Origin of the sequence: Agromyces laixinhei (genome assembly GCF_006337065.1) — a bacterium.
Taxonomy (GTDB): Bacteria; Actinomycetota; Actinomycetes; order Actinomycetales; family Microbacteriaceae; genus Agromyces; species Agromyces laixinhei.
Genome location: NZ_CP040872.1, coordinates 2,165,322 through 2,188,640, shown reverse-complemented (window position 1 = coordinate 2,188,640; position 23,319 = coordinate 2,165,322). Strand labels below are relative to the sequence as shown.

Sequence of the window (23,319 nt, the reverse complement as noted above, 5' to 3'; positions counted from 1 at the left end):
GCGACACGGACTGCCTCCGGTTCGTTGCCGGGACAGGTCGTATTGGCGAGGATCTCGCCCATACGACCTTACTACTTGGCGGCGAGCTGCTCGCCCAGCCGCACGAGGGTGCGAACAGCGACGCCGGTGGCTCCCGAACCGGTGAATCCGAATCCGCCCGCGGTGTTGTGCGATGGCCCCGCGATGTCGAGGTGCGCCCACGGAATGCGCGTCTCCGTGCCGTCGCGCTTCCCGATGAACTCCTGCAGGAACACTCCCGCGAGGAGCATCCCGGGCACCGTCATGCCGAGCTTGGTGTTCGCGAGATCGGCGACATCCGATTTCAAGTACTGCATGAGGTCTCGGGGCAGCGGCATCGGCCAGGTCGACTCGTCGACCGAATCGGCGGCGTCGCGCACCTGCCCGACGAGCGCATCCTCGCCCATCAGGCCCGCGATGCGATGACCGAGGGCGACCAACTGCGCACCCGTGAGGGTCGCGACGTCGACGATCGCGTCGGGCTGCTCCTCGCTCGCAGCGGCGAGGCCGTCGGCGAGCACGAGTCGGCCCTCCGCATCGGTGTTGATCACCTCGACGGTCTTGCCGCCCCGAATGCGCAGCACGTCGTTGGGTCGCACGGCCGTCGAGGAGGGCAGGTTCTCGGCGAGGCAGAGCCACCCGGAGACGCGAATCGGCACGTCGAGCTCGGCGAGGGCCACCATCGCCGAGAGCACCGCTGCAGCGCCGGCCATGTCGGTCTTCATGCCGACGAGGGCCGTCATCGGCTTCAGCGAAATGCCGCCGGAGTCGTAGGTGATGCCCTTGCCGACCAACGCGAGATGAGCGGATGCCCCGGCCGGCGCATACTCGAGGCGAACGAGTCGCGGCCCGCGGCTGGATCCCCGGCCGACGGCGAGGATACCGCCGAATCCGTCGGCAGCGAGGGCCTGCTCGTCCCAGACCTTCGAGTCGATGCCGACGGCCGCAGCGGCTTCGACGGCGAGGTCGGCCATGCTCGCCGGGAAGAGGTCGGCGGGCGGCGTGTTGACGAGGTCCTTGGTGCGTGCCACTGCAGCGGCGACCGAGCGCACCCGGTCGATACCGACCGCCGTCTCGTCGAACACGGAGTGCAACCGGATGCTCGTCGGACGCGGCTTCGTCTCCGAGCGATATCCGTCGTAGCCGTACGCGCCGAGTGCTGCGCCCTCGAGCAACGCGGCGGCGGCCTCGGCATCGTCGGTCGGCACGGCGATCGCCACGCTCACGGCGCCGTTCAGCTGGCGCAACGCGCTGCCCGCGGCGAGACGGAGGCTCGCGGCATCCGCTCGCTCGCCGATGCCGACGACCGCGACGACGCGGGGTCCGCCTGCGACGCCGGGGATGCGGACCAGTTCTTCGGTCGCGCCGCTGACGTCGAGCGCATCGATCGCCTCGGCGACCCACTCGAAACCGGACTCGGCGAGGAGTTCCGGTCCGTTCGCATCCTTCCGGACTGCGAGCAGCACGATGTCGGCGTCGGAAACGGAAGCGGGGGAGTCGGTCAGGGAGAGCGTGGGAACAGCCATGAATGGGATCGTACGTGTTCGCTCTGGGCATCACGGTGATGATCCTCGATCCGAATGACCCGCGGTGGGCCTCAGTAGGCTGGAAGCATGCGCGACCCCCGCTCCCTGTACGAGCTGAATCCCGACGTGACGGTTCCCGCCGGGCTGCCGTTGGTGGCGGGCCTCACGGGCTACGCCGACGCCGGCGGCGCCGTCGCGCAGACGAGTGAGTACCTGCTGTCGACGCTCGACAGCACCGTCGTGGCCTCGTTCGACGCAGACGAACTGCTCGACTACCGCGCACGCCGTCCGATCGTCCTCTTCGACGGCGACCACCTCACCGACTTCACACCGCCGCGACTGAGCCTCGATCTGGCGGTCGACGAGCTCGGGCAGCCGTTCCTGCTCCTCACCGGCTTCGAGCCCGACTATCAGTGGCAGCGCTTCAGCGCCGCGGTCATCGATCTCATCGAGCGCCTCGAGGTGTCGTCGACCACGTGGATCAACTCCATCCCGATGCCGGTGCCGCACACGCGGCCCATCGGCGTCACCGTCAGCGGCAACCGCGCCGAACTGATCGAGGCGATGTCGGTCTGGCGTCCGACGACGCAGGTTCCGGCCAACATGCTGCATCTCGTCGAGTTCCGGCTCCAAGAGCTGGAACATCCGACGACCGGGTTCGTGCTGCTCGTTCCGCATTACCTCTCCGACGCCGAGTATCCCTCGGCCGCGATCACCGCCCTCGAGGCGATCAGCGCTTCGACCGGCCGCATCTTCCCGACCGACGCCCTGCGTGAGCAGGGCCGTGAGTTCGTCGCGCGCATCGACGAGCAGGTCGGCGAGAACAGCGAACTGGCCAAGCTCGTCGGTGCTCTCGAGCAGCGTCACGACGCCTACATGGAGGGCACCACCCTGCGCTCGCCGCTCACCGACGAAGACGGCGAGTTGCCCTCCGCCGACGAGATCGCCGCGGAACTCGAGAAGTTCCTCGCGTTCCGCCGCGCGAGCGACGACGACACCCCGCGTGGACGCTGACCGACGGGGAATGCCCCAGGAGGCTTCGCTGTTGTAAGAACCACAGGCTGACACGGGTGCGATCAGGCCAGATCCGGCCCGAAGGTCTGTATAATGGGGACAGGACCCGTTCTGGTCCGCTGGCGTGGTACGCACCGATCCGGTGATGGCCGCGCTGATGCAGCGGACTTGACATGGGTCCTCATAGTGTCCGAAAACGACCGGACCGGGTGCGCGAGGCGATCCTGCAGAGCCACGCGCGCATGACGGTAGGAGAGGTTCAACGAATGGCAACGACGAAAGCCGCGACCAAGGCTGCGAGCGAGGCGGAGAAGCCCGCTCAGAAGCGCGCGACCGCCGCGAAGTCGACCGCCGCCAAGACCACGGCCGCGAAGTCGACGACTGCGAAGACGACCCCGGCCGCCAAGTCGACGACCGCCGCGAAGACGACGAAGGCCGCGGCGACGCCTGCTGCGAAGGCGCCTCGCACCACCACGGCGAAGTCCGCGGCGAAGCCCCGCGGCAAGGCCAAGGCCAAGGCCGACGAAGAAGCGGATGAGGCGGCCGACGTCGTCGAGGGCGCTGACGCTGCGCATGACACCGAAGACGACGACACGAAGGCCGTGGCGGTCGAGCCGCACCCCACGGGTGCGCTCGTGCTGCGCGCAGCCGACGAAGACGACGACGTGCCGGTCTACTCCAGTGCCATCACGGGGGCGACGGCCGATCCCGTCAAGGACTACCTGAAGCAGATCGGAAAGGTCGCGCTGCTGAACGCGGCCGAAGAGGTCGAACTCGCGATGCGCATCGAGGCTGGCCTCTTCGCCGAAGAGAAGCTCTCGCACATGACCGACGCCGAGAAGCGCTCACAACTCGGTCGCGAGCTGCAGTGGGTCGCGAAAGACGGACAGCGTGCGAAGAGCCACCTGCTCGGCGCGAACCTCCGTCTCGTCGTCTCGCTCGCCAAGCGCTACACGGGTCGCGGCATGCAGTTCCTCGACCTCATCCAGGAGGGCAACCTGGGTCTCATCCGTGCGGTCGAGAAGTTCGACTACACGAAGGGCTTCAAGTTCTCGACGTACGCCACCTGGTGGATCCGACAGGCGATCACGCGCGCCATGGCCGACCAGGCCCGCACCATCCGCATCCCGGTGCACATGGTCGAGGTCATCAACAAGCTCGCCCGTGTGCAGCGTCAGATGCTGCAAGACCTCGGCCGCGAGCCCACCCCCGAAGAGCTGAGCCGCGAGCTCGACATGACCCCCGAGAAGGTCATCGAGGTGCAGAAGTACGGCCGCGAGCCCATCTCGCTGCACACCCCGCTCGGTGAAGACGGCGACAGCGAGTTCGGCGACCTGATCGAAGACACCGAGGCCGTCGTACCGGCCGATGCCGTGGGCTTCACGATGCTGCAGAAGCAGCTCGAGTCGCTCCTCGACTCGCTGAGCGAGCGCGAAGCCGGCGTCATCCGCATGCGATTCGGCCTCGGCGACGGCATGCCGAAGACCCTCGACCAGATCGGCGACACCTTCGGCGTGACGCGCGAGCGCATCCGCCAGATCGAGTCCAAGACGATGGCGAAACTGCGTCACCCGTCGCGCTCGCAGTCGCTCCGCGACTACCTCGAGTAGGCCGCCGGTGCGCTACGCGCCGGCGATTCTCGTCGGCAGGCTCACCCGATTCGCCGCCCGGCTGCGCAAGCCCGGCGGCGGATCGGCGGTACCCGGCCTCGTCGTCAACCGCGTCGCCCCGAATTACCTGAAGCGCACGCTCTCGGGCTTCCCGCAGGGACTCGTCGTGGTCTCCGGCTCGAGCGGCAAGTCGACGACGACGAAGATGCTCGTCGCGATCCTTCGTGCCCACGGCGTCGGCGTCTTCACCAATCCCTCGACGGCCAACATCAGCCAGGGCCTCACCTCGGCGTTGCTCGAGGAGGCCGATTGGCGCGGGCGCGTGCCCGGCGACGTCGCGGTGCTCGAGATGGATGAGGGCCACGGCGCCCTCGTCATGCAGGGCGTCGACGCGCGGGTCGTGTGCCTCACCAACGTCATGGTCGACCAGATCGACCGATTCCACGACTCCGAGATGGTCGCCTCCATGCTCGCTCGCATCGCCGCGCGCGCCGGCGAGGCGATCGTCGTGAACGCCGACGACGCATACCTCGAGCGACTTGCCGAACGAGTGCGGCCCGGCATCGCGGTGCACCGGTTCGGCGTGACTCAAGCAGTGCTGGCCGCGTCGCCGCGCGGTCTCGGCTACACGGAGACGAGCGACACGCGGCTCGCGAGCGGCACCGACCTGCTCGTCACTGCGGTCGACGGCGCCTCGGCCGTGCTCGACGATGCCGGGGCATCCGTCTCGATCGGGCTGCCGGCACGAGGCGTGCACTTCGCCGTCGATGCGGCGGCCGCCTACTCCACCGCGAAGGCGGTGCTCGGTCAACGCTTCTCGAGGTCGACCGCGGCCGATGCGCTGAGCGCGATCCCCGCCGTGTTCGGTCGCGGCGAGCGCACGTCGGTGCGCGGGCAGGCCGTCGAGTTCGTGCTCGTGCAGAATCCGTCGAGCTACCAGCTCAACGTCGACAGCATCGCGCCGGGCACCGAGCAGATCCTCTTCGCCATCGGTTCCGACGTGCGCGACCCCTCCTATTTCTGGCCGGCGGATGCCGCTTCGCTCGAGCGGGTCTCGATCGTGTCGGGCTCGAAGTCCGCCGAGGCTGCACTCATGCTCGCCTACGACGGCGTCGAGATCGACCGTGTCGAGCCCGACCTCGGACGAGCGCTCGACGACTTCCTCGCGATGCCGGCACCCGCGGCCGGTGTCAAGACGATCGTCTTCACCGCCGACGCCATGCGGCGCACTCGCGCCCACCTCGGACTCGCTGGAGCAGAATGATGACCCTCACGATCGTCTCGATGCTCCCGATGCTCCAGAACACGAACGGCGACGCTGAGAACGCCCGGGTGCTCGCATCGAGGGCCCGGTGGGCCGGGCTCGACGCGACGGTCGTCGAGGTCGAGTCGGCCGCACAACTCCCGCACCGTGTCGATGCGGTCGTCCTCGGTTCGGGCAGCGACGCCTCGCTCGACGAGAGTCGAACGCGGCTTCTCTCGATGCACGACGAGTTCCGCCGGTGGGGCACCGAGGGCGTGCCGATCCTCTCGATCGGCACCGGCTGGGAGCTGCTGAGCTGGGGCGTCGAACTCGCGAACGGGCGGAGCGTCGAAGGTCTCGGCATCCTTCCGGGCCGTGCGGTACCTCGCGCGAGCCGGGTGACCGGTGACCTCGTCGTGAAGAGCCCTCGCTTCGGCATGCTCGTCGGATTCGAGAACCACGCCCGCGACTACATCGGGGCAGAAGCATCCCCGCTCGGTCGCACCCGTGCCGGAAGCGGCAACGGACGCGATTCCGGCCAGGAGGGCGCCGTGATGGGCGACGTCTACGGTACTCACCTGCACGGTCCGGTGCTCGCGAAGAACCCCGAGTTCGCAGACCGACTGCTCGAGACCATCGCCTCGCGTGCCGGGCTCGCCTACGCGCCGGGTGATCGGGCGCGCACCGTCGACGAGTACGCGGCGGCGGCACGTGCCACGCAGCTCGCGGCGGCCGGTGTCGCCGTTTCCGGACGCTGAATCGCGCCCCGCCATCGCCTGCAGTCGCCTGCGGAAACAGGACGAACGCCCCGGCACGAGCCGGGGCGTTCGAGAGTCAGGGGCCGACCGGTCGGTCAGTTGCGGTCGTCGGCGAGCAACCGGCTCGACTCGTCGTGCCAGCTGTGTGCGATCTGCGAGAGCTTCTCCTGGTGCTTGCGGCCGTGATGGGCGCAGAACAGCAGTTCTCCGTTCGCGACGACGACGCGGATGTAGGCCTGCGCGCCGCACGCGTCACAACGGTCGAGCGCAGTGAGCTCGTAAGGGGTCTCGAGTTCATCGACCGCACCGGTGGTCTCGGTGTACTGGGTCATGGCTCCTCCTTCGTCGCTCATGTTCGATGTTGCGTTCATCAATCAAAACACGCGGGCGGGCAGGTTCCTTCCGTTGCGCCGGGCATTTCGCTCACCGCGTAGCGCCTGACCAGAAGTGTCGGTGCGGCTCAGTAGGCTTGCTCGACGTGAGCTCCGACTATTCCGCCCGCCATCTCTCCGTTCTCGAGGGCCTCGAGGCCGTGCGCAAGCGGCCCGGCATGTACATCGGTTCGACCGACTCCCGCGGCCTCATGCACTGCCTCTGGGAGATCATCGACAACTCGGTCGACGAGTCACTCGCCGGCCACGGCAACGAGATCGGCATCACGCTGCATCCCGACGGCAGCGTCGAGGTGCGCGACCGCGCACGCGGCATCCCGGTCGACATCGAGCCGAAGACCGGACTCTCCGGTGTCGAGGTCGTGTTCACGAAACTGCACGCGGGCGGCAAGTTCGGCTCGGGGTCCTACGCGGCCTCCGGTGGCCTGCACGGCGTCGGCGCCTCGGTCGTCAACGCGCTCTCAGAGCGGCTCGACGTCGAAGTCGATCGTGGCGGCAAGACCTGGGCCATGTCGTTCCATCGCGGCGAGCCGGGCATCTTCGCCGATTCCGGTGCACCGTCGCCCGATGCCCCGTTCACGCCGTTCGAGCGGCAGAGCGAGCTGCGGGTGATCGGCAAGGTGGCCAAGGGCGTCACCGGCACGCGCATCCGCTACTGGGCCGACCGCCAGATCTTCACGAAGGGCGCCGAGTTCCAGACCGACGATCTCCTCGGTCGTGCCCGGCAGACGGCGTTCCTCGTGCCCGGGCTCGCGATCGACGTGACCGACGAGCGCGGCGAGGCGCCGCACACGACGTCGTTCCAGTTCGACGGCGGCATCTCCGAGTTCGTCGAGCATCTCGCGACGGATGCACCGCTCACCGACGTGTGGCGACTGACCGGCACGGGTCAATTCACGGAGACCGTTCCCGTGCTCACCGAGGGCGGAGCCATGGTACCGACCGAGTTGAAGCGCGAATGCATCGTCGACATCGCCGTGCGTTGGGGCACCGGGTACGAAACCGTCATCCGTTCGTTCGTGAACATCATCGCGACGCCGAAGGGCGGTACGCACCAGGCCGGTTTCGATCAGGGGCTCCTGAAGTTCCTGCGCCAGCAGGTCGAGCAGAATGCACGGCGCCTGAAGGCGGGCAGCGACAAGGTCGAGAAAGACGACGTGCTCGCCGGGCTCACCGCCGTCGTGACGGTGCGTCTGCCCGAACCGCAATTCGAGGGCCAGACGAAAGAGGTGCTCGGCACTCCCGCTGCACGCGCCATCGTCTCGAGTGTGCTGACGAAGGAGCTCGGCGCCCGGTTCTCCTCCACGAAGCGCGACGACAAGACGCAGTCGTCGCAGCTGCTCGAGAAGGTCGTCGCCGAGATGAAGTCGCGCATCTCGGCGCGGGCGCACAAAGAGACGCAACGGCGCAAGAACGCGCTCGAGAGCTCTTCGCTGCCGGCGAAGCTCGTCGACTGCCGCTCCAGCGACGTCGCGCACAGCGAACTCTTCATCGTCGAGGGCGACTCGGCTCTCGGCACTGCCAAGCTCGCCCGTGACAGCGAGCACCAAGCCCTCCTACCGATCCGCGGCAAGATTCTCAACGTGCAGAAGGCGAGCGTCGCCGACATGCTCGCGAACGCCGAGTGCGCTTCGATCATCCAGGTGATCGGCGCCGGCTCGGGCCGGAGCTTCGACCTCGCGACGGCCCGGTACGGCAAGGTCATCCTCATGGCCGACGCCGACGTCGACGGTGCGCACATCCGCACGCTGCTGCTCACGCTCTTCTTCCGGTACATGCGGCCGATGATCGAGAGCGGCCGGGTGTTCGCGGCGGTGCCGCCGTTGCATCGCGTCGTGGTGATGAACCCGGGTTCGAAGCCGAACGAAACGATCTACACGTACTCCGAGGCCGAGCTCACGGGCGTGCTCACGGCGCTCGATCGGCAGAAGAAGCGGTACCAGGATCCGATCCAGCGGTACAAGGGCCTCGGAGAGATGGACGCCGACCAGCTCGCGACGACGACGATGGATCGCAGGCAGCGCACGCTTCGTCGTGTCGGCATCGGCGACGCCGAGAACGCCGGGCGCGTGTTCGAACTGCTCATGGGCAGCGAGGTGGCGCCCCGCAAGGAGTTCATCATCGAGAGCTCCGACACGCTGGAGCGCGACCGCATCGACGCCTGACTGCTCAGCCCGAACCCGGCCGGATGTTCTGGTTCAGATGGAAGACGTTCGCGGGGTCGTAGACGTCTTTCACCGCGATCAGCCGGGCGAGCTGGGCGTCTGAATACGCGCGTCTGAGTCCTTGCTCTCCCTCATCGGAGAGCGAATTGACGTAGGCGCCGCTCGCAAACCGCGCCAGCGGGGCGGCGTACGCCCGTGCCGTGGCGATGCGGAGATCATCCTCTGACTGATCGGTCCACTTCGACGCGGCGACGAGTTCGAATGCGGTGTCCCGGTGAGAGAAGGCCGTCTCTTGCTCACCGATGTCCGCGATGGCACCGCCGTAGGCTTGGATCTCGACGTTCGGAGCATCGTCACCGTCACGGGCGAGCACGGCGTCGATGGCCTCATCACCGAGCTCGGTGAAGAAGTGGCCCTTCCAGTAGCGACGCCAGGCGTGCCCCTCGAGATCGTCATTGCGCGTCTGCAGATCGAGGTAGGAGAGTTCGGCGACGTCTCGCATGACCGGTTCGGCGGCTGCAGAGATCGATTGGTCGACCTCGTCGATGTAGGCGGCTCCGAGCGCGGGGTCCCCGACCCAGACGAGCCCGAGCGACACGGTGTCGGGTCCGATGATCGCCGTCAGCGTCGACTGACGTGGGGCGTCGGGGCTGAGATCCCGCCACCGTCGCATCGCCTCACGGGCGCCACCCGCCGGATAGTGCAGTTCGGCCGAGATCGCGAACCCGGGTTCAGGATGCAACACGAACTCGAACTCCGTGACGACCCCGAAATTGCCACCGCCACCGCGCAGACCCCAGTAGAGGTCGCTGTTCGACTCGGCGCTCGCGATCAACACCTCACCAGCGGCAGTGACCACCTCGAACGCGACCACGTTGTCACAGGCGAGCCCGTGCTGCCGGGCGAGCCACCCCATGCCGCCACCGAGCGTCAACCCGCCGACCCCGGTGTGCGACACGTTTCCCGCGGTCGTCGCCAGCCCGTGCTGCTGTGCCGCCACGTCGAGGCTGCCGAGCAGGGCCCCGCCCTGCACGCGCGCCCGGCGGCGTTCCGGGTCGATGTCGACCTTGCCCATCGACCGGAGGTCGATCATGAGGCCGTCATGAGGCACCGCATGGCCGACGATGCCATGCCCTCCGCAGCGGACCCCGATCTCGAGGTCGTGCTCGGTTGCGAAACGGATCGCTGCGACGACGTCGGCCGTCCCGGTGCACTGCACGATGAACCGCGGGCGCCGGTCGACCATCGCATTCCAGACCGATCGCGCCGCATCGTATTCGTCGTGGTCGGGCTCGAGCACCCGCCCGCTGACCTGTGCCTGCAGCTTCGTCGACATCGAGCGCTCCGTCCGGCCGACCGAGTCGGACACGTGCGTCACCGACTTCGGCACGCCCGAATATGCCCTTCGAACGCGCGCGCGTCAAGGCGCGAGACGACGCGGTTCAGCCGATCCGGCGGCCGATCGCGCCGACCACCGAACCGAGCGGCTGCCCGGAACCGTCGCGCTTCGCACCGCTGTCGGGCAGTTCGCGCGCTGATCCATCCGGCCCGACCGCCAGCCCGGGGGAGCGGCCGACCCACGCGAGGTGCAGCGCATCCTCGCCCTTCAGGAGGCGCTGTGAGCGCACCCCACCGGTCGCGCGGCCCTTCGCGGGAAACTCGGCGAACTCGCTGACCTTCGCACTGCCGGGGTCGGTGCCGAGCAGGGTGTCGGTCGTCGCGGCGATCGTGACCACGACCGTCTCGGCGGAATCGGCCGGTGCGACACTCGTGAAGTGGATGACGTGCGCGCCGCCGCCGAGGTTGATGCCTGCCATGCCGCCGGCCGCGCAGCCCTGCGGCCGCACCGCAGCAGCTGAGAACCTGAGCAGTTGGGCGTCGGATGCCACGAAGACGAGCTCGTCGCCCTCGTCGCCCTGCACCGCGCCGACGACCTCGTCGCCCGCCTTCAGGCCGATCACCTCGAACTCCGGCCGGTTCGGGTAGGCGCCGGTGGCGACCCGCTTGACGACACCCTGCTTCGTGCCGAGTGCGATCGAACGATCGGCATCGAGCGAGACGATCGCGAGCACCTTCTCGTCGCGGTTCGGCAGCGTGAGGTAGTCGTCGATCTTGACCCCCGCGCCGAGCTGCACCGAGGTCGGCGGCAGCATCGGCAGGTCGACTGGAGTGAAACGGATGAGTCGGCCGAGGCTCGTGACTGCGCCGATCTCTGCCCGGCTCGTCGTGTCGAGCGTCGAGCGGATGGCATCGTGCTTGCTGCGACGGGCCGGAACGGTGATGACGGGGGCGGCGTCGTCGCCGACGGGGAGGTCGACCCGGGCGATACGCCCCGTGGCCGAGAGGAAGACCCGGCACGGAACGTCTGCGACCTCGAGCACGGCGGCGGCACGCCTGGCTGCGGCCCCGGCGATGCTCGGTCGCGCATCGGTCAGCAGCGTGCGGCGCGGGGTGCCGAAGCGCTCCGAGATCTCGGCGAGTTCATCGGAGACCAGGGTCTCGATGCGGTTCCGGCTCGCGAGCAACGCCTCGAGCTCGGCGATCTCGGCACGCAGTCTGTCTCGTTCGGCCTCGAGTTCGATGCGCGAGAACTTCGTGAGGCGCCGCAGCTGCAGTTCGAGGATGTAGTCGGCCTGCACCGCGCTGAGGTCGAAGACCTCGATCAGGCGCGCACGAGCGGCAGCGGTGTCGTCGCTCGAGCGGATCAGCTGGATGACCTCGTCGATGTCGAGGATCGCGATGAGGAGGCCGTCGACGAGATGCAGACGCTCGCGGCGGCGGGCCAGCCGGTACTCGGAGCGCCGCGTGACCACCGAGATGCGGTGGCCCACGTAGACCTGGAGCAGCTCTCGCAGTCCGAGCGTCTGGGGCCCGCCGTCGACGAGGGCGACGTTGTTGATGTTGAAGGAGTCTTCGAGCGGCGTGAGCCGAAAGAGCTGTTCGAGCACGGCGTCGGGACTGAAACCCGTCTTGATGCCGATGACGAGTCGCAGCCCGTTCGTGCGGTCGGTGAGGTCGGTGACGTCGGAGATGCCGTTGATCTTCTTGGCGTTGACACCGTCTTTGATCTTCTCGATGACCTTCTCGGGGCCCACGAGGTATGGCAACTCCGTGACGACGAGGCCCGTCTTGCGTGCCGTGATCGACTCGACGCTCACCTTGGCGCGCGTCTTGAAGCTGCCCCGGCCGGTGGCATACGCATCCCTGATGCCCGACAGGCCCACGATCGTGCCGCCCGTGGGCAGGTCGGGGCCCGGCACGAACTCCATGAGCTCGTCGAGTGTGGCATTCGGGTGCGCGATCAGGTGCCGTGCAGCGCCGATGACCTCGATGAGGTTGTGCGGTGCCATGTTGGTCGCCATGCCGACCGCGATGCCGCTCGCGCCGTTGACCAGCAGGTTCGGATAGGCCGCAGGCAGCACCTCGGGCTGGGTGAGCTGGTTGTCGTAGTTCGGCACGAAGTCGACGACGTTCTCGTCGAGTCCATCGGTCATCGCGAGCGCCGGGGAGGCGAGCCGAGCCTCGGTGTAGCGCGATGCCGCGGGGCCGTCGTCGAGCGAGCCGAAGTTGCCGTGCCCGTCGATGAGCGGCACGCGCAGCGTGAAGGCCTGCGCCATGCGCACGAGGGTGTCGTAGATCGCGGTGTCGCCGTGCGGGTGCAGCTTTCCCATGACCTCGCCGACGACGCGCGCCGACTTCACGTGGCCGCGATCGGGCCGCAGCCCCATCTCGGTCATCTGGTAGAGGATGCGTCGTTGCACCGGCTTCAGACCGTCACGGGCATCGGGCAGCGCTCGCGAATAGATGACGGAGTACGCGTACTCGAGGAACGAGCCCTGCATCTCGTTGGCGACGTCGACGTCTTCGATGCGCTCGACGATCGGGTCTTCGGCGGGCTGGTTCTTTGCTCGGGTCATCCGTCGTCTCTGGGGTGGGCGTGCCGTGCACGCAGGGAACTGGGACGCGCCCGGCCTGTGCCAGACTGGGCGCGATGCCTGCCATGTTACCGGTGCCCGACAGCGCCGCGCCGCGCCTTGCCGGGGTGCTCGGCAGTTCGATGTCGGCCGTCCGGGGCATCCCGAACGAACTGGGTCTGCCGTCGGCGACTGCCGTCGTCGTCGTGCTCATCGACGGGCTCGGCGCCGCGAACATCCGGGCGCGGGCCGGGCACGCCAGGTTCCTCGCCTCGCGCATGGCGAAGCGCGATGTGATCCGCACGGTGTTCCCATCGACGACGGCGGCCGCGATCGCGACGTTCACCACGGGGCGATCTCCCGGCGAGCACGGACTCGTGGGCTACCGCGTGCTCGATGCCGCGAACGACCGTCTCGTGAACCAGCTGAACGGATGGGACGCCGGCATGCGCCCCGAGACGTGGCAGCGCGTGCCGACGCTCTTCGAGACGATGCGAGATGCCGGCATCCCGAGCTACGCCATCGGCGCCGCCCGGTACTCCGATTCGGGGTTCACGCACGCGGTGCTCCGCGGTGCGGAGTACCGGCCGGCAGCGTCGGTCGCCGACCGCTTCGCCGAGGCCGACCGCATCCTCGCCACCGGTGAACGCGCCGTCATCTACCTCTATGCGCCCGAGCTCGACCAGGCGGCGCACGCGCACGGATGGGAGTCCGACACCTGGCTCGGCCGGCTGGAGTCGCTCGACGGCGAACTGGCGGCATTCGAGCGGCGGATGCCTCGTGGCGTCGGCCTCCTCGTGACGGCCGACCACGGCGTCATCGACGTGCCGGCTCATCGCCACGTGTTCCTCGACGACCGGCCCGAACTGCTCGAGCGGGTGCGTCATGTCGGGGGAGAGCCGCGATGCATCGCGCTCTACGCCGAACCCGGGCTCGAGGCATCCGCTCGCATCGCACTCGCCGAACGCTGGCGCGAAGTCGAGGGGCACCGCTCGTGGGTGCTCAGCCGTGACGAGGCGATCCGGTCCGGACTCTACGGCGAGGTCGCAGGCGACGTGCGTGACCGTATCGGCGACGTCATCATCGCGGCGCGTGCCGGCATCGCCTACTACGACCGCAGGGAGCCGGGTCGCCAGGCCGAGGCCATGATCGGTCAACACGGCTCCCTCAGCGACGAGGAGACGCGCGTGCCGCTCATCCGCGGGGGAGTCTTCGGCCGCGACTGATGCGGCCGGTGGTCAGGAATCCCCGAGCCGCCCGTCGAAGCGGCCTCGAGGATTCCGGATCATGCAGGGTAGCGTCCGCGCTTGACCTGCGGCTTCGGCAGGCGAAGCGGGCGGAGTTGAAGCGCGCGCATCGCCGCGTACCAGCGAACGCGCTCGACCTTGTCGGCACCGAACTTCGCGGCGAGCTTCTTGTTGAGGATGAAGCCGAGCACGACGACGTCGATGACCGCGACCAGGAAGAACGCCCAGAGCGAGAGGATGCCGATCGACTGCACCTCCGCGCTCGGCACGAAGGTCAGCAGGATCACCGCGAACATCACGGGAATGAGGATCTCGCCGATGCTGAACCGCGCATCGACGTAGTCGCGCACGTACTTCTTCTGCGGGCCGCGGTCGCGGGCCGGCAGGTAGCGCTCATCGCCGACGGCCATGCCGATGCGGGCGCGCTCGCGCGACTCGGCGGCCTTGGCACGGGCCTGCTTCGCCGCTGCCTTGCGGTCGTCGGGCACGAGGGGCCGTTTGCGCGCCGCCTCCTGTTCCGCCCGGCTCGGCGTTGGCACTCCCTTGCCGGCCTTCAGGCGGGCCTGGGTCTCTTCGAGCGACTCGGCACTCGGTTCTTCGATGTTGTTCGGGTTCTTGGCCACGGGTTTCCTCGAATCGGTTCCCCTTAAGATTACCGGCATGACCGAGTCTCATCCCGCCGCCGGCGGAACTTCCGACCACACCTCCACGAGCGACGCACTGCGCGGCGCCGTCGAGGCCGCCTTCCCCGCCACGATCGCCGATCTCACGCGGCTCGTGAAGATCCCGTCGGTCTCGTGGGCTGCGTTCGACGATGCGCCCGTCGAGGCGAGCGCAGAAGCGGTCGCCGAACTCGTTCGCGGGCTCGGCGTCTTCGAGCTCGTCGAGATCCGTCGCGCCGCGATCGGCGACGGCGCGGATGCCCCGTTCGGCAAGCCCGCCGTCGTCGCCCGTCGGGCCGCACGCAACGGGCGGCCCACGGTGCTCCTGTACGCGCACCACGACGTGCAGCCGCCGGGCGCGGATGAGGACTGGGATTCGGCGCCGTTCGAGCCGACGCTGCGCGGAGATCGCCTCTACGGGCGCGGTGCAGCCGACGACAAGGCCGGCGTGATGGCCCACGTCGGCGCGATCCGTGCGCTCACCGAGGTGCTCGGCACCGACTTCGATCTCGGCATCGCCCTCTTCATCGAAGGTGAGGAGGAAGCGGGCTCGCTCTCGTTCGCCAACTTCCTGCACGAGAACCGCGAGCTGCTCGAGGCCGATGCGATCGTCGTCGCGGACTCCGGCAACTGGGACACCGAGACGCCCGCGCTGACCGTCGCGCTTCGCGGTGCGGTTGCCTTCCGACTGCGGGTGTCGACGCTGGCACACGCCTCGCACTCCGGCATGTTCGGCGGCGCGGTGCCCGACGCGATGCTCGCGGCGATCCGGCTGCTCGCGACGTTGCACGACGTCGACGGGTCCGTCGCGGTGGCCGGGCTGACGTCGGCCGACCTCGAGACGCCGCCCTATGACGAGGCCCAGCTCCGCGCCGAGACCGGACTGCTCGACGGCGTCTCACCGATCGGCCGGGGCGAGATCCTCTCACGCATCTGGGCGCAGCCGGCGATCACGGTCACCGGCATCGACGCACCGTCGGTCGCCAACGCCTCGAACACCCTCGTGCCGAGCGTCGCGGTGCGGGTCAGCGCCAGGGTCGCCCCCGGGCAGCGCGACGTCGACGCGCTCGAGGCGATCCGCACCCATCTCGAACGGCACGCGCCATTCGGCGCGAAGCTCGAGTTCGATGCCGTCGAACTCGGCAACCCGTTCCTCGTCGACACCTCGGGCTGGGCGGTCGCCGAGTCGAACGCGGCGATGGCCGAAGGGTGGGGCAGAGAGCCCGTGGAGATCGGCGTCGGAGGGTCGATCCCGTTCATCGCCGAACTCGTCGCGGAGTTCCCCGACGCGCAGATCCTCGTGACGGGCGTCGAAGACCCCGATTCACGGGCGCACAGCCCCAACGAGTCACTGCACCTCGGCGTCTTCCGGCGGGCATTGCTGAGCGAAGCGCTCTTCCTCGCCCGACTCGACGCGCGGTCAGCAGATTCCTGAGCGTGCACCGGACGAGGTGCGCGTTGGAGCGGTTACGATGGATGAAGGATACGTCTACCTGACGCCGCGTTCCTGATGCACCGAGGAGAGACATGAGCGACACGATCACCGAGACCGCGCACGGCGTGAAGCTGAGCGACCCCGCCGCCGACAAGGTGCGCAGCCTTCTCGAGCAGGAGGGCCGCGATGACCTGCGCCTCCGCGTCGCGGTGCAGCCGGGCGGTTGCTCGGGCCTCATCTACCAGCTCTACTTCGACGAGCGTCTGCTCGACGGCGACGCCGTCGTCGACTACGAGGGTGTCGAGGTGGTCGTCGACAAGATGAGCGTGCCGTACCTCGACGGAGCCTCCATCGACTTCGAGGACACCATTCAGAAGCAGGGCTTCACGATCGACAACCCGAGCGCACAGGGCAGTTGCGCGTGCGGTGACTCGTTCCACTGAGTCACGCTGATCCACTCCGAGGGGAGGCCGCCGAGGCGGCCTCCCCTCGTCGTTTCCGCCGATGGTGCCCGGAATCGGCGGCCGGAGCTGCCCGACACCTCGCCGGAGTGCACACCCCGGGCGCCGAGTCGGAGTAGGCTAGGCAACGATCAGCGCGTTTCACTGTGAAGCGCCTTCGAGTCTCCCGAAAGGTCACCGGTGCGCCACAATCGCCGTCTCCGATGGGCTGCTATCCCGATCGCAGCGTCGCTCAGTCTCGTCCTCGCAGGGTGCACGCAGGCTCAGTTGAACGGATTCCTCCCAGGATTCGTCGAAGGGGAGGCGCCGGTCACGAACCACACCGAGCGCGTCTCCGGGCTGTGGGTCACCTCGTGGGTCGTGCTGCTGATCGTCGGCATCATCACGTGGGGCCTCACGATCTGGGCCGTCATCGCCTACCGTCGCCGCAAGGGCCAGACGGGTCTGCCGGTGCAGCTCCGCTACAACATGCCGATCGAGGTGTTCTACACGATCATCCCGCTGATTCTCGTGCTGGGCTTCTTCGCCTTCACCGCACGCGACCAGGCCGCGATCGAGCAGCGCTTCGCCGAAGAGGACATCGACGTCAAGGTCGAGGTCATCGCCAAGCAGTGGGCGTGGGACTTCAACTACGTCAATGAAGACGTGTATTCGCCCGGCATCCAGGGCCAGCTCTCCGCGGAGGGGCCAGACGGCTCGCTCGTGCAGGAGGAACTGCCGACCCTGTACCTGCCCGTCGGAGCGAACGTCGAGATCGAACTCGAGTCGCGAGATGTCATCCACTCGTTCTGGGTCGTGGACTTCCTCTACAAGAAAGACATGTACCCGGGCAAGACCAATTACATGTCGTTCGTGCCGGAGCGCGAGGGCACCTATGCCGGCAAGTGCGCAGAGCTGTGCGGCGAGTACCACTCGCTCATGCTCTTCAACGTCGAGGTCGTCTCGCAGGGCGAGTACGACGACTACATCGAGTCGCTGCGCGACGCCGGCCAGGAAGGCCAGCTGTCGAACGAGTACGACCGCAACCAGAACCTGCCCGGAACGGGCGAGCCCGAACTGAAAGAGGAGCACTAAGCCGCGATGAGCACCACGACCGCACCGGCTCGCCCCTCAGCGAGCATGCCTCCGTTCGGCTCTCACAAGGTCGAACGCAAGGGCAACATCCTCGTGAAGTGGATCACGTCCACCGACCACAAGGTGATCGGGTACATGTACCTGATCACCGCGTTCCTCTACTTCTGCATCGGCGGCGTCATGGCGCTGATCATCCGGGCACAGCTCTTCGAGCCGGGTCTCGAGATCGTCCAGACGCGTGAGCAGTACAACCAGCTCTTCACGATGCACGGCACGATCATGCTGCTCATGTTCGCGACCCCGCTCTTCGCGGGTTTCGCGAACGTGCTGATGCCGCTTCAGATCGGTGCTCCCGATGTGGCATTCCCGCGCCTGAACGCCTTCGCGTACTGGCTCTTCAACTTCGGTTCACTGATCGCCGTCGCCGGCTTCTTCACCCCGCAAGGTGCGGCATCGTTCGGCTGGTTCGCCTATCAACCACTCGCATCGACGACATTCTCACCAGGGGTCGGCGGCAATCTCTGGATGCTCGGCCTCGGCATGTCCGGATTCGGCACCATCCTCGGCGCGGTGAACTTCATCACGACCATCATCACCATGCGCGCGCCCGGCATGACGATGTTCCGGATGCCGATCTTCACGTGGAACACCCTCGTCACCTCGATCCTCGTGCTCATGGCCTTCCCGGTGCTCGCCGCGGCGATCCTGGCCGCGGCCGCCGACCGGGTGTTCGGCGCACATGTGTTCGACCCGGCCAACGGCGGGGTCATTCTGTGGCAGCACCTCTTCTGGTTCTTCGGCCACCCAGAGGTCTACATCATTGCGCTGCCGTTCTTCGGCATCGTCTCCGAGATCTTCCCGGTGTTCAGCCGCAAACCGATCTTCGGGTACAAGACCCTCATCTACGCGACGATCGCGATCGCTGCCCTGTCGGTCACGGTGTGGGCCCACCACATGTACGTCACCGGCTCGGTGCTGTTGCCGTTCTTCGCCCTCATGACGATGCTCATCGCGGTGCCGACGGGCGTGAAGATATTCAACTGGATCGGCACGATGTGGCGAGGTTCGATCACCTTCGAGACCCCGCTCATCTGGTCGCTCGGCTTCCTCATCACCTTCGTGTTCGGCGGTCTCACCGGCGTCATCCTGGCGTCGCCGCCGCTCGACTTCCACGTCTCCGACACGTACTTCGTCGTCGCGCACTTCCACTACGTCGTCTTCGGCACGGTCGTGTTCGCGATGTTCGCCGGGTTCTACTTCTGGTGGCCGAAGTGGACCGGCAAGATGCTGAACGAGACGCTCGGCAAGTGGCACTTCTGGTTGCTCTTCATCGGCTTCCACACCACCTTCCTCATTCAGCACTGGCTCGGAGTCGTGGCGATGCCCCGCCGGTACTACTCGTACCTGCCCGAAGACAACGTCACCTGGATGAACCAGTTGTCGACCATCGGTGCCGCGATCCTGGCGATCTCGATGATCCCGTTCTTCCTGAACGTCTACATCACGGCTCGTCGCGCACCCAAGGTGACCGTGAACGATCCATGGGGCTACGGCGGATCGCTCGAGTGGGCGACCAGCTGCCCGCCGCCGCGACACAACTTCACGTCGATCCCGCGCATCCGTTCGGAGCGTCCCGCCTTCGATCTCAACCACCCCGAGGCAGGCATCCCCGTCGGCATCGGTCCGGCAAAAGACGCACCGCAATCACCGACGTATGACGCCGCTTCGGAGGAGATCAAGTAATGCGCGCCAATGCCAACATCTTCTGGATCCTCACGGTGTTCATGGCGATCGTCGCGGGCGTCTATTGCGGGTGGTCCTGGGCCGACAACCAGGCGAACGGCCTGTACCACCCCGAATGGGCCGGCACCGTCGCACTCGCACTGACCGCGGTGCTGTGCGCGTTCATCGCGTTCTACCTCAGCCGCGTGTACAAGGCGCAAGGCGCTGAACTGCCCGAAGACCGGCTCGATGCGAACATCGACGATGGCGACCCCGAGCTCGGATTCTTCAGCCCCTGGAGCTGGTGGCCGATCATGCTCGCCGGAGCGGCAGGACTCCTGTTGCTCGGTCTCGCCGTCGGGTTCTGGATCTCCTTCATCGCCCTCCCGCTCGGCATCGTCGCGCTCGTCGGCTGGGTGTACGAGTACTATCGCGGATACTTCGCCCGCTGAGCCCGGCAGTTGATCGAACGGCCCCGTGCGTCTCGGCGCATCGGGGCCGTTTCGTCGTCCGAGGCGATCACGCACGCCGTAGCGCGACGACGTCGACCGAAACGGTCACGAAGAGCTCTCCGGATGCATCGGGCCTGCTGCCGCCGTCGACGTGATGACGCGCTGCGGGACCCATGTCCACGAGTAACTCGCGCATGCGGGCATCGGTGGTGAGCCGGTACTCCACGCGCGTCGTCTGCGACGCCGCGAAGCCCACGCCCGCGAACTGCGCCGTGACCAGCTCGGCCTTGCCGTCGGGCACGTCGAGGGCGGCCCCCATACGTCGAAGCTCGATGAAGTGCGACGCCGACGGCACGACGACGAGGAGGAGCCCTCCCGGACGAACGACTCGCGCGAACTCGGGCGGGTTGCGCGGCGCGAACACGTTGATGGCGATGTCGGCACTCGCATCCCGGAGGGGGAGTGGACGCCACAGATCGAGCACCACGCCGGTCGCACGGGGCACGGCCCTGACAGCCATGCGCACGGCGGTCGCGGATCGGTCAGCGAGCAGCACCGAGCCGCCATCCACCGCCGCCGAGAACTCGCGCGCGTAATAGCCGGTTCCGCAGCCCAGATCGGCGATTCTGAGGCTACTCTGGCGGCTCAGGACACGCCGGCCGCCTGCCTCCGCGAGTGTATCGACGATCGGTGCATAGGCGCCGGATTCCAGAAGGTCGGATCGCGCCTCGAGCATTCGCCGATCATCACCGAGCGTGCGCGGTGCTCGTGGCGGCAGCAGGGTGACGCCGCCCGATTTGGCCAGGTCGAATCGGTGGCCGAGCGCGCAGCCGAGCACGCGATCACTGATCTGTTCGAGGTCGTGAAAGCAGTTCGGGCACCGCAGCCAGGTCGAATCGATCGACATGGCGCGGTGCCCGAGACTCTCTGCCCGAATGGTCAGTGGTGGGTGTCGTGGCCGGACTCGAGCTCACCCTTCGTGACCGGCGCAATGCGGTCGTCGAAGAACCAACGCGAGACCGACGCACGCACTCGTTGCCCGACCGTGATCTTGCCGCGGGCGTTCGGGCGGATCATGAGCGGCTCGTACGACTCGAAGCTGACGAGCCTCCAGCGGTCGTACTCGTCGAGCGGCTGGTGCACCTCGATGAACTCACCACCGGGCAACTTCACGATGCGCCCGGACTCGTACCCGTGCAGCACGATCTCGCGGTCCTTCTTCTGCAGCGCGAGGCAGACGCGCTTCGTGATGAAGTACGCGATGAACGGGCCGACGATCACGAACGCCTGCAGCGCATGGATCACGCCCTCCATCGTGAGCCAGAAGTGCGTCGCCAGGATGTCGGAGCTCGCCGCCGCCCAGAGGCCCGCGTAGAACGTCACGCCCGCGGCACCGATCGCCGTGCGGGTCGGCGCGTTGCGGGGTCGGTCGGCGATGTGGTGCTCGCGCTTGTCGCCCTTCACCCAGGCCTCGATGAACGGGTAGATCAACACGGTCACGATGAAGATGCCGATCACGATCAGCGGCACGAGGATGTTGAACGACCAGGTGCGGTCGAGCCACACGAACTCCCAGCCCGGCGGAATCAAGCGCAGGGCGCCGTCGGCGAAGCCGATGTACCAGTCGGGTTGGGTGCCGGCCGAAACGGGCGACGGGTCGTACGGGCCGTAGTTCCAGATCGGGTTGATCGTGAAGAGCGCCGCGATGACGGCGATCACGCCCCAGACGATGAACATGAAGCCGCCGGCCTTCGCCGCGTAGATCGGCAGGATGGGTGGGCCGACGGAGTTCGTGGGCTCGCGGCCCGGGCCGGCGAACTGGGTGTGCTTGTGGATGAACACGTACACGACGTGGACCCCGATGAGCGCGACGACGAGCGCAGGCAGCAGCAGGATATGCAGGGTGTACAGGCGGCCGACGATGTCGGTGCCGGGGAACTCTCCGCCGAAGATCAGGAACGAGGTCCACGTGCCGATCAGCGGAATGCCCTTGACCATTCCGTCGATGATGCGGAGGCCGTTGCCCGAGAGCAGGTCATCGGGAAGGGAGTAGCCCGTGAAGCCCTCGGCCATCGCGAGGATGAACAGCACGAAGCCGAACACCCAGTTGATCTCGCGCGGCTTGCGGAACGCACCCGTGAAGAAGACGCGCAGCATGTGCAGGCCGATGGCGGCAACGAACAGCAGCGCCGCCCAGTGGTGCATCTGGCGCACGAACAGTCCGCCGCGGATGTCGAACGAGATGTCGAGGGTCGACGCCATCGCGACCGACATCTCGACGCCCTTGAGCGGCACGTATGAACCGTCGTAGTGCACCTCGACCATCGAGGCCTGGAAGAAGAAGGTCAGGAAGGTACCCGACACGAGCACGACGATGAAGCTGAAGAGCGCGACTTCGCCGAGGAGGAACGACCAGTGGTCGGGGAAGGCCTTGCGGCCGAGCCCCTTGATCGCGACGGCGATTCCCGTGCGGTCATTGATGTACTCGGAGGCCGACGCGGTGATCGAGCGCTTGACGGGCGCGGGGGATTGAGTCGGTGCGGTGGTCAATTGCGCTCCCAGAAGCTCGGGCCGACGGGTTCGGTGAAGTCGTGCTGCGCGATGAGGTACCCCTCGTCGTCAACGGCGATCGCAAGCTGCGGCAGTGGACGCGCGGCCGGGCCGAAGATGACCTCGCAGTGGTTCGCGACGTCGAACTGCGACTGGTGGCACGGGCACAGCAGGTGGTGCGTGTGCTGCTCGTACAGAGCGACCGGGCAGCCGACGTGGGTGCAGATCTTGGAGTACGCGACGATGCCTTCGTACGACCAGTTCTCCCGGTCGGGTGCCTCGTTCAACTCGCTCGGTTCGAGGCGCATGAGCAGCACCGCTGCCTTTGCCTTCTCTTCGAGCTTGCCGTGCTCGAGGTCTTGCAGGCCCTCGGGAATGACGTGGAACGCGCTGCCGACCGTGACGTCGGCGGCCTTGATGGGCACGCCCGACGGGTCGAGTGCGAGGCGCGTGCCCTTCTTCCACATCGTGTGACTGAGCAGCTCCACCGGCATCTGGTCTTGGGGCGCGAACCCGCGGAAGAGAACGACGGCCGGCAGCGGGAAGACGAGGAGTGCGCCGATCAGGCTGTTGCGAATGACGGTGCGGCGAGAGAACCCCGACTCCTCGTCGGCCTGGCGGAATACCTCGACGGCTCCCTGCCTGGTGGCTTCGCTCGCGCCGATGGGGTGGCGGGTGTCGATGGACTCGGCGGACGTCATCAGGGACTTGCCCCAGTGCACCGCGCCGAATCCGAGACCGAGCAGCGCGAGGGTCGCTCCGAGCCCGATGAACATGTTGTTCAAGCGAACGGCTCCGACGTCGTTCGACTCGATGGGGAAGAGCATGTAGGCGGCGATCGCCCACACACTGCCCAGGATCGACAGGTAGAACAGCGTGTAGACGGTGCGCTGGGCCCGATTCTCGCGCTTGGGGTCTTCGTCGGTGACACGAGGGCGATGCGGCTCGAGCCCGGGATTCTCGAATCCGTCGTGCTGGATGACCGCTGTGCCGGGCTCTCCGGCGAAATCGTGCGCGGCGTGCGACGAGTCGGCAGCGGCGAGCTCTGCGCCGCTGTGGTCGTCCTGTGCCATGGT

Annotated in this window: 19 protein-coding genes; 11 read left to right on the top strand and 8 right to left on the bottom strand. The window is 67.5% G+C overall.

Annotation, left to right across the window (positions count from 1 at the left end):
• Window positions 1–71: 71 nt before the first annotated feature.
• Window positions 72–1,544, bottom strand: a complete 1,473-nt coding sequence (locus FHG54_RS10315; RefSeq protein ID WP_139417195.1) for a leucyl aminopeptidase — start codon at window positions 1,542–1,544, stop codon at window positions 72–74.
• Window positions 1,545–1,631: 87 nt separating this feature from the next.
• Here FHG54_RS10315 and FHG54_RS10310 point away from each other — a divergent pair, with 87 nt between their 5' ends.
• The 4 genes from FHG54_RS10310 (at window position 1,632) to FHG54_RS10295 (ending at window position 6,169) form a co-directional block, all read left to right on the top strand.
• Window positions 1,632–2,558, top strand: a complete 927-nt coding sequence (locus FHG54_RS10310; protein ID WP_139417194.1) for a proteasome assembly chaperone family protein — start codon at window positions 1,632–1,634, stop codon at window positions 2,556–2,558.
• Window positions 2,559–2,800: 242 nt separating this feature from the next.
• On the top strand, window positions 2,801–4,168 hold the full coding sequence (locus FHG54_RS10305; protein WP_420837412.1) for an RNA polymerase sigma factor: 1,368 nt from the start codon (window positions 2,801–2,803) through the stop codon (window positions 4,166–4,168).
• A gap of 7 nt (window positions 4,169–4,175) precedes the next feature.
• The gene (locus FHG54_RS10300; protein ID WP_139417192.1) at window positions 4,176–5,432 is read left to right on the top strand and encodes a Mur ligase family protein; all 1,257 of its coding nucleotides are present in this window, start codon (window positions 4,176–4,178) and stop codon (window positions 5,430–5,432) included.
• Complete coding sequence (locus tag FHG54_RS10295; protein WP_168197156.1) at window positions 5,432–6,169, top strand: type 1 glutamine amidotransferase; 738 nt, start codon at window positions 5,432–5,434, stop codon at window positions 6,167–6,169. Before FHG54_RS10300 ends, FHG54_RS10295 begins: the two co-directional genes overlap by 1 nt.
• A gap of 95 nt (window positions 6,170–6,264) precedes the next feature.
• Here FHG54_RS10295 and FHG54_RS10290 read toward each other — a convergent pair whose 3' ends face one another.
• Window positions 6,265–6,501: a DUF7455 domain-containing protein gene (locus tag FHG54_RS10290; protein ID WP_139417190.1), complete on the bottom strand. Its 237-nt coding sequence runs from the start codon at window positions 6,499–6,501 to the stop codon at window positions 6,265–6,267.
• Between the two features lie 146 nt (window positions 6,502–6,647).
• Between FHG54_RS10290 and FHG54_RS10285 the strand changes: the two genes are divergently transcribed.
• The gene (locus FHG54_RS10285; RefSeq protein ID WP_232333771.1) at window positions 6,648–8,726 is read left to right on the top strand and encodes a DNA gyrase/topoisomerase IV subunit B; all 2,079 of its coding nucleotides are present in this window, start codon (window positions 6,648–6,650) and stop codon (window positions 8,724–8,726) included.
• Between the two features lie 4 nt (window positions 8,727–8,730).
• Here FHG54_RS10285 and FHG54_RS10280 read toward each other — a convergent pair whose 3' ends face one another.
• Together FHG54_RS10280 and FHG54_RS10275 are read right to left on the bottom strand one after the other, a co-directional pair.
• Complete coding sequence (locus tag FHG54_RS10280; protein WP_139417188.1) at window positions 8,731–10,062, bottom strand: FAD-binding oxidoreductase; 1,332 nt, start codon at window positions 10,060–10,062, stop codon at window positions 8,731–8,733.
• Between the two features lie 106 nt (window positions 10,063–10,168).
• Window positions 10,169–12,643 (bottom strand): DNA gyrase/topoisomerase IV subunit A, encoded by a 2,475-nt coding sequence (locus FHG54_RS10275; protein ID WP_139417187.1) that lies wholly within the window; start codon window positions 12,641–12,643, stop codon window positions 10,169–10,171.
• Window positions 12,644–12,717: 74 nt separating this feature from the next.
• On the opposite strand from FHG54_RS10275, the gene FHG54_RS10270 reads away from it, so the two are divergent.
• On the top strand, window positions 12,718–13,866 hold the full coding sequence (locus FHG54_RS10270; protein WP_139417186.1) for an alkaline phosphatase family protein: 1,149 nt from the start codon (window positions 12,718–12,720) through the stop codon (window positions 13,864–13,866).
• A gap of 59 nt (window positions 13,867–13,925) precedes the next feature.
• On the opposite strand, the gene FHG54_RS10265 is transcribed toward FHG54_RS10270, so the two are convergent.
• Entirely contained in the window at window positions 13,926–14,510 is a 585-nt protein-coding gene (locus FHG54_RS10265) for a DUF3043 domain-containing protein (RefSeq protein ID WP_232331467.1), read from the bottom strand.
• A 37-nt stretch (window positions 14,511–14,547) separates the two neighbouring features.
• On the opposite strand from FHG54_RS10265, the gene FHG54_RS10260 reads away from it, so the two are divergent.
• The 5 genes from FHG54_RS10260 to FHG54_RS10240 all read left to right on the top strand — a co-directional run bounded on the left by FHG54_RS10260 (window position 14,548) and on the right by FHG54_RS10240 (window position 19,693).
• The gene (locus tag FHG54_RS10260) at window positions 14,548–15,984 is read left to right on the top strand and encodes a dipeptidase (protein WP_139417184.1); all 1,437 of its coding nucleotides are present in this window, start codon (window positions 14,548–14,550) and stop codon (window positions 15,982–15,984) included.
• A 92-nt stretch (window positions 15,985–16,076) separates the two neighbouring features.
• Window positions 16,077–16,427, top strand: a complete 351-nt coding sequence (erpA, locus tag FHG54_RS10255) for an iron-sulfur cluster insertion protein ErpA (protein ID WP_139417183.1) — start codon at window positions 16,077–16,079, stop codon at window positions 16,425–16,427.
• Window positions 16,428–16,625: 198 nt separating this feature from the next.
• Window positions 16,626–17,519, top strand: coding sequence for an aa3-type cytochrome oxidase subunit II (ctaC, locus tag FHG54_RS10250; protein WP_139417182.1), 894 nt, complete (start codon window positions 16,626–16,628; stop codon window positions 17,517–17,519).
• A 45-nt stretch (window positions 17,520–17,564) separates the two neighbouring features.
• Window positions 17,565–19,262, top strand: coding sequence for an aa3-type cytochrome oxidase subunit I (gene ctaD / locus FHG54_RS10245; RefSeq protein ID WP_139418404.1), 1,698 nt, complete (start codon window positions 17,565–17,567; stop codon window positions 19,260–19,262).
• Window positions 19,262–19,693 carry a cytochrome c oxidase subunit 4 gene (locus FHG54_RS10240; protein WP_139417181.1) on the top strand — a complete coding sequence of 144 codons (432 nt, stop codon included), beginning with the start codon at window positions 19,262–19,264 and terminating at the stop codon, window positions 19,691–19,693. The genes ctaD and FHG54_RS10240 overlap by 1 nt, the downstream gene beginning before the upstream one ends.
• 67 nt (window positions 19,694–19,760) lie before the next feature.
• Here FHG54_RS10240 and FHG54_RS10235 read toward each other — a convergent pair whose 3' ends face one another.
• From FHG54_RS10235 to qcrA, 3 genes are read right to left on the bottom strand one after another with little or no spacing between them, the layout of a single operon-like run.
• Window positions 19,761–20,600, bottom strand: coding sequence for a methyltransferase domain-containing protein (locus tag FHG54_RS10235; protein WP_139417180.1), 840 nt, complete (start codon window positions 20,598–20,600; stop codon window positions 19,761–19,763).
• Window positions 20,601–20,632: 32 nt separating this feature from the next.
• On the bottom strand, window positions 20,633–22,243 hold the full coding sequence (gene qcrB, locus FHG54_RS10230; protein ID WP_139417179.1) for a cytochrome bc1 complex cytochrome b subunit: 1,611 nt from the start codon (window positions 22,241–22,243) through the stop codon (window positions 20,633–20,635).
• A complete protein-coding gene (gene qcrA, locus FHG54_RS10225) occupies window positions 22,240–23,316 on the bottom strand; it encodes a cytochrome bc1 complex Rieske iron-sulfur subunit (RefSeq protein ID WP_139417178.1) in 1,077 nt (358 codons plus the stop codon). The genes qcrB and qcrA overlap by 4 nt, the downstream gene beginning before the upstream one ends.
• Window positions 23,317–23,319 lie beyond the last annotated feature (3 nt).

Bases quoted from the DNA above. Each gene is read 5' to 3' on its own strand.
- FHG54_RS10275 (WP_139417187.1), bottom strand. From the start codon at position 12,643: ATGACCCGAGCAAAGAACCAGCCCGCCGAAGACCCGATCGTCGAGCGC.
- FHG54_RS10235 (WP_139417180.1), bottom strand. From the start codon at position 20,600: ATGTCGATCGATTCGACCTGGCTGCGGTGCCCGAACTGCTTTCACGAC.
- FHG54_RS10315 (WP_139417195.1), bottom strand. From the start codon at position 1,544: ATGGCTGTTCCCACGCTCTCCCTGACCGACTCCCCCGCTTCCGTTTCC.
- FHG54_RS10270 (WP_139417186.1), top strand. From the start codon at position 12,718: ATGCCTGCCATGTTACCGGTGCCCGACAGCGCCGCGCCGCGCCTTGCC.
- FHG54_RS10295 (WP_168197156.1), top strand. From the start codon at position 5,432: ATGACCCTCACGATCGTCTCGATGCTCCCGATGCTCCAGAACACGAAC.
- FHG54_RS10310 (WP_139417194.1), top strand. From the start codon at position 1,632: ATGCGCGACCCCCGCTCCCTGTACGAGCTGAATCCCGACGTGACGGTT.
- qcrA (WP_139417178.1), bottom strand. From the start codon at position 23,316: ATGGCACAGGACGACCACAGCGGCGCAGAGCTCGCCGCTGCCGACTCG.
- ctaD (WP_139418404.1), top strand. From the start codon at position 17,565: ATGCCTCCGTTCGGCTCTCACAAGGTCGAACGCAAGGGCAACATCCTC.
- FHG54_RS10305 (WP_420837412.1), top strand. From the start codon at position 2,801: ATGACGGTAGGAGAGGTTCAACGAATGGCAACGACGAAAGCCGCGACC.
- FHG54_RS10280 (WP_139417188.1), bottom strand. From the start codon at position 10,062: ATGTCGACGAAGCTGCAGGCACAGGTCAGCGGGCGGGTGCTCGAGCCC.
- FHG54_RS10260 (WP_139417184.1), top strand. From the start codon at position 14,548: ATGACCGAGTCTCATCCCGCCGCCGGCGGAACTTCCGACCACACCTCC.
- FHG54_RS10290 (WP_139417190.1), bottom strand. From the start codon at position 6,501: ATGACCCAGTACACCGAGACCACCGGTGCGGTCGATGAACTCGAGACC.
- FHG54_RS10240 (WP_139417181.1), top strand. From the start codon at position 19,262: ATGCGCGCCAATGCCAACATCTTCTGGATCCTCACGGTGTTCATGGCG.
- erpA (WP_139417183.1), top strand. From the start codon at position 16,077: ATGAGCGACACGATCACCGAGACCGCGCACGGCGTGAAGCTGAGCGAC.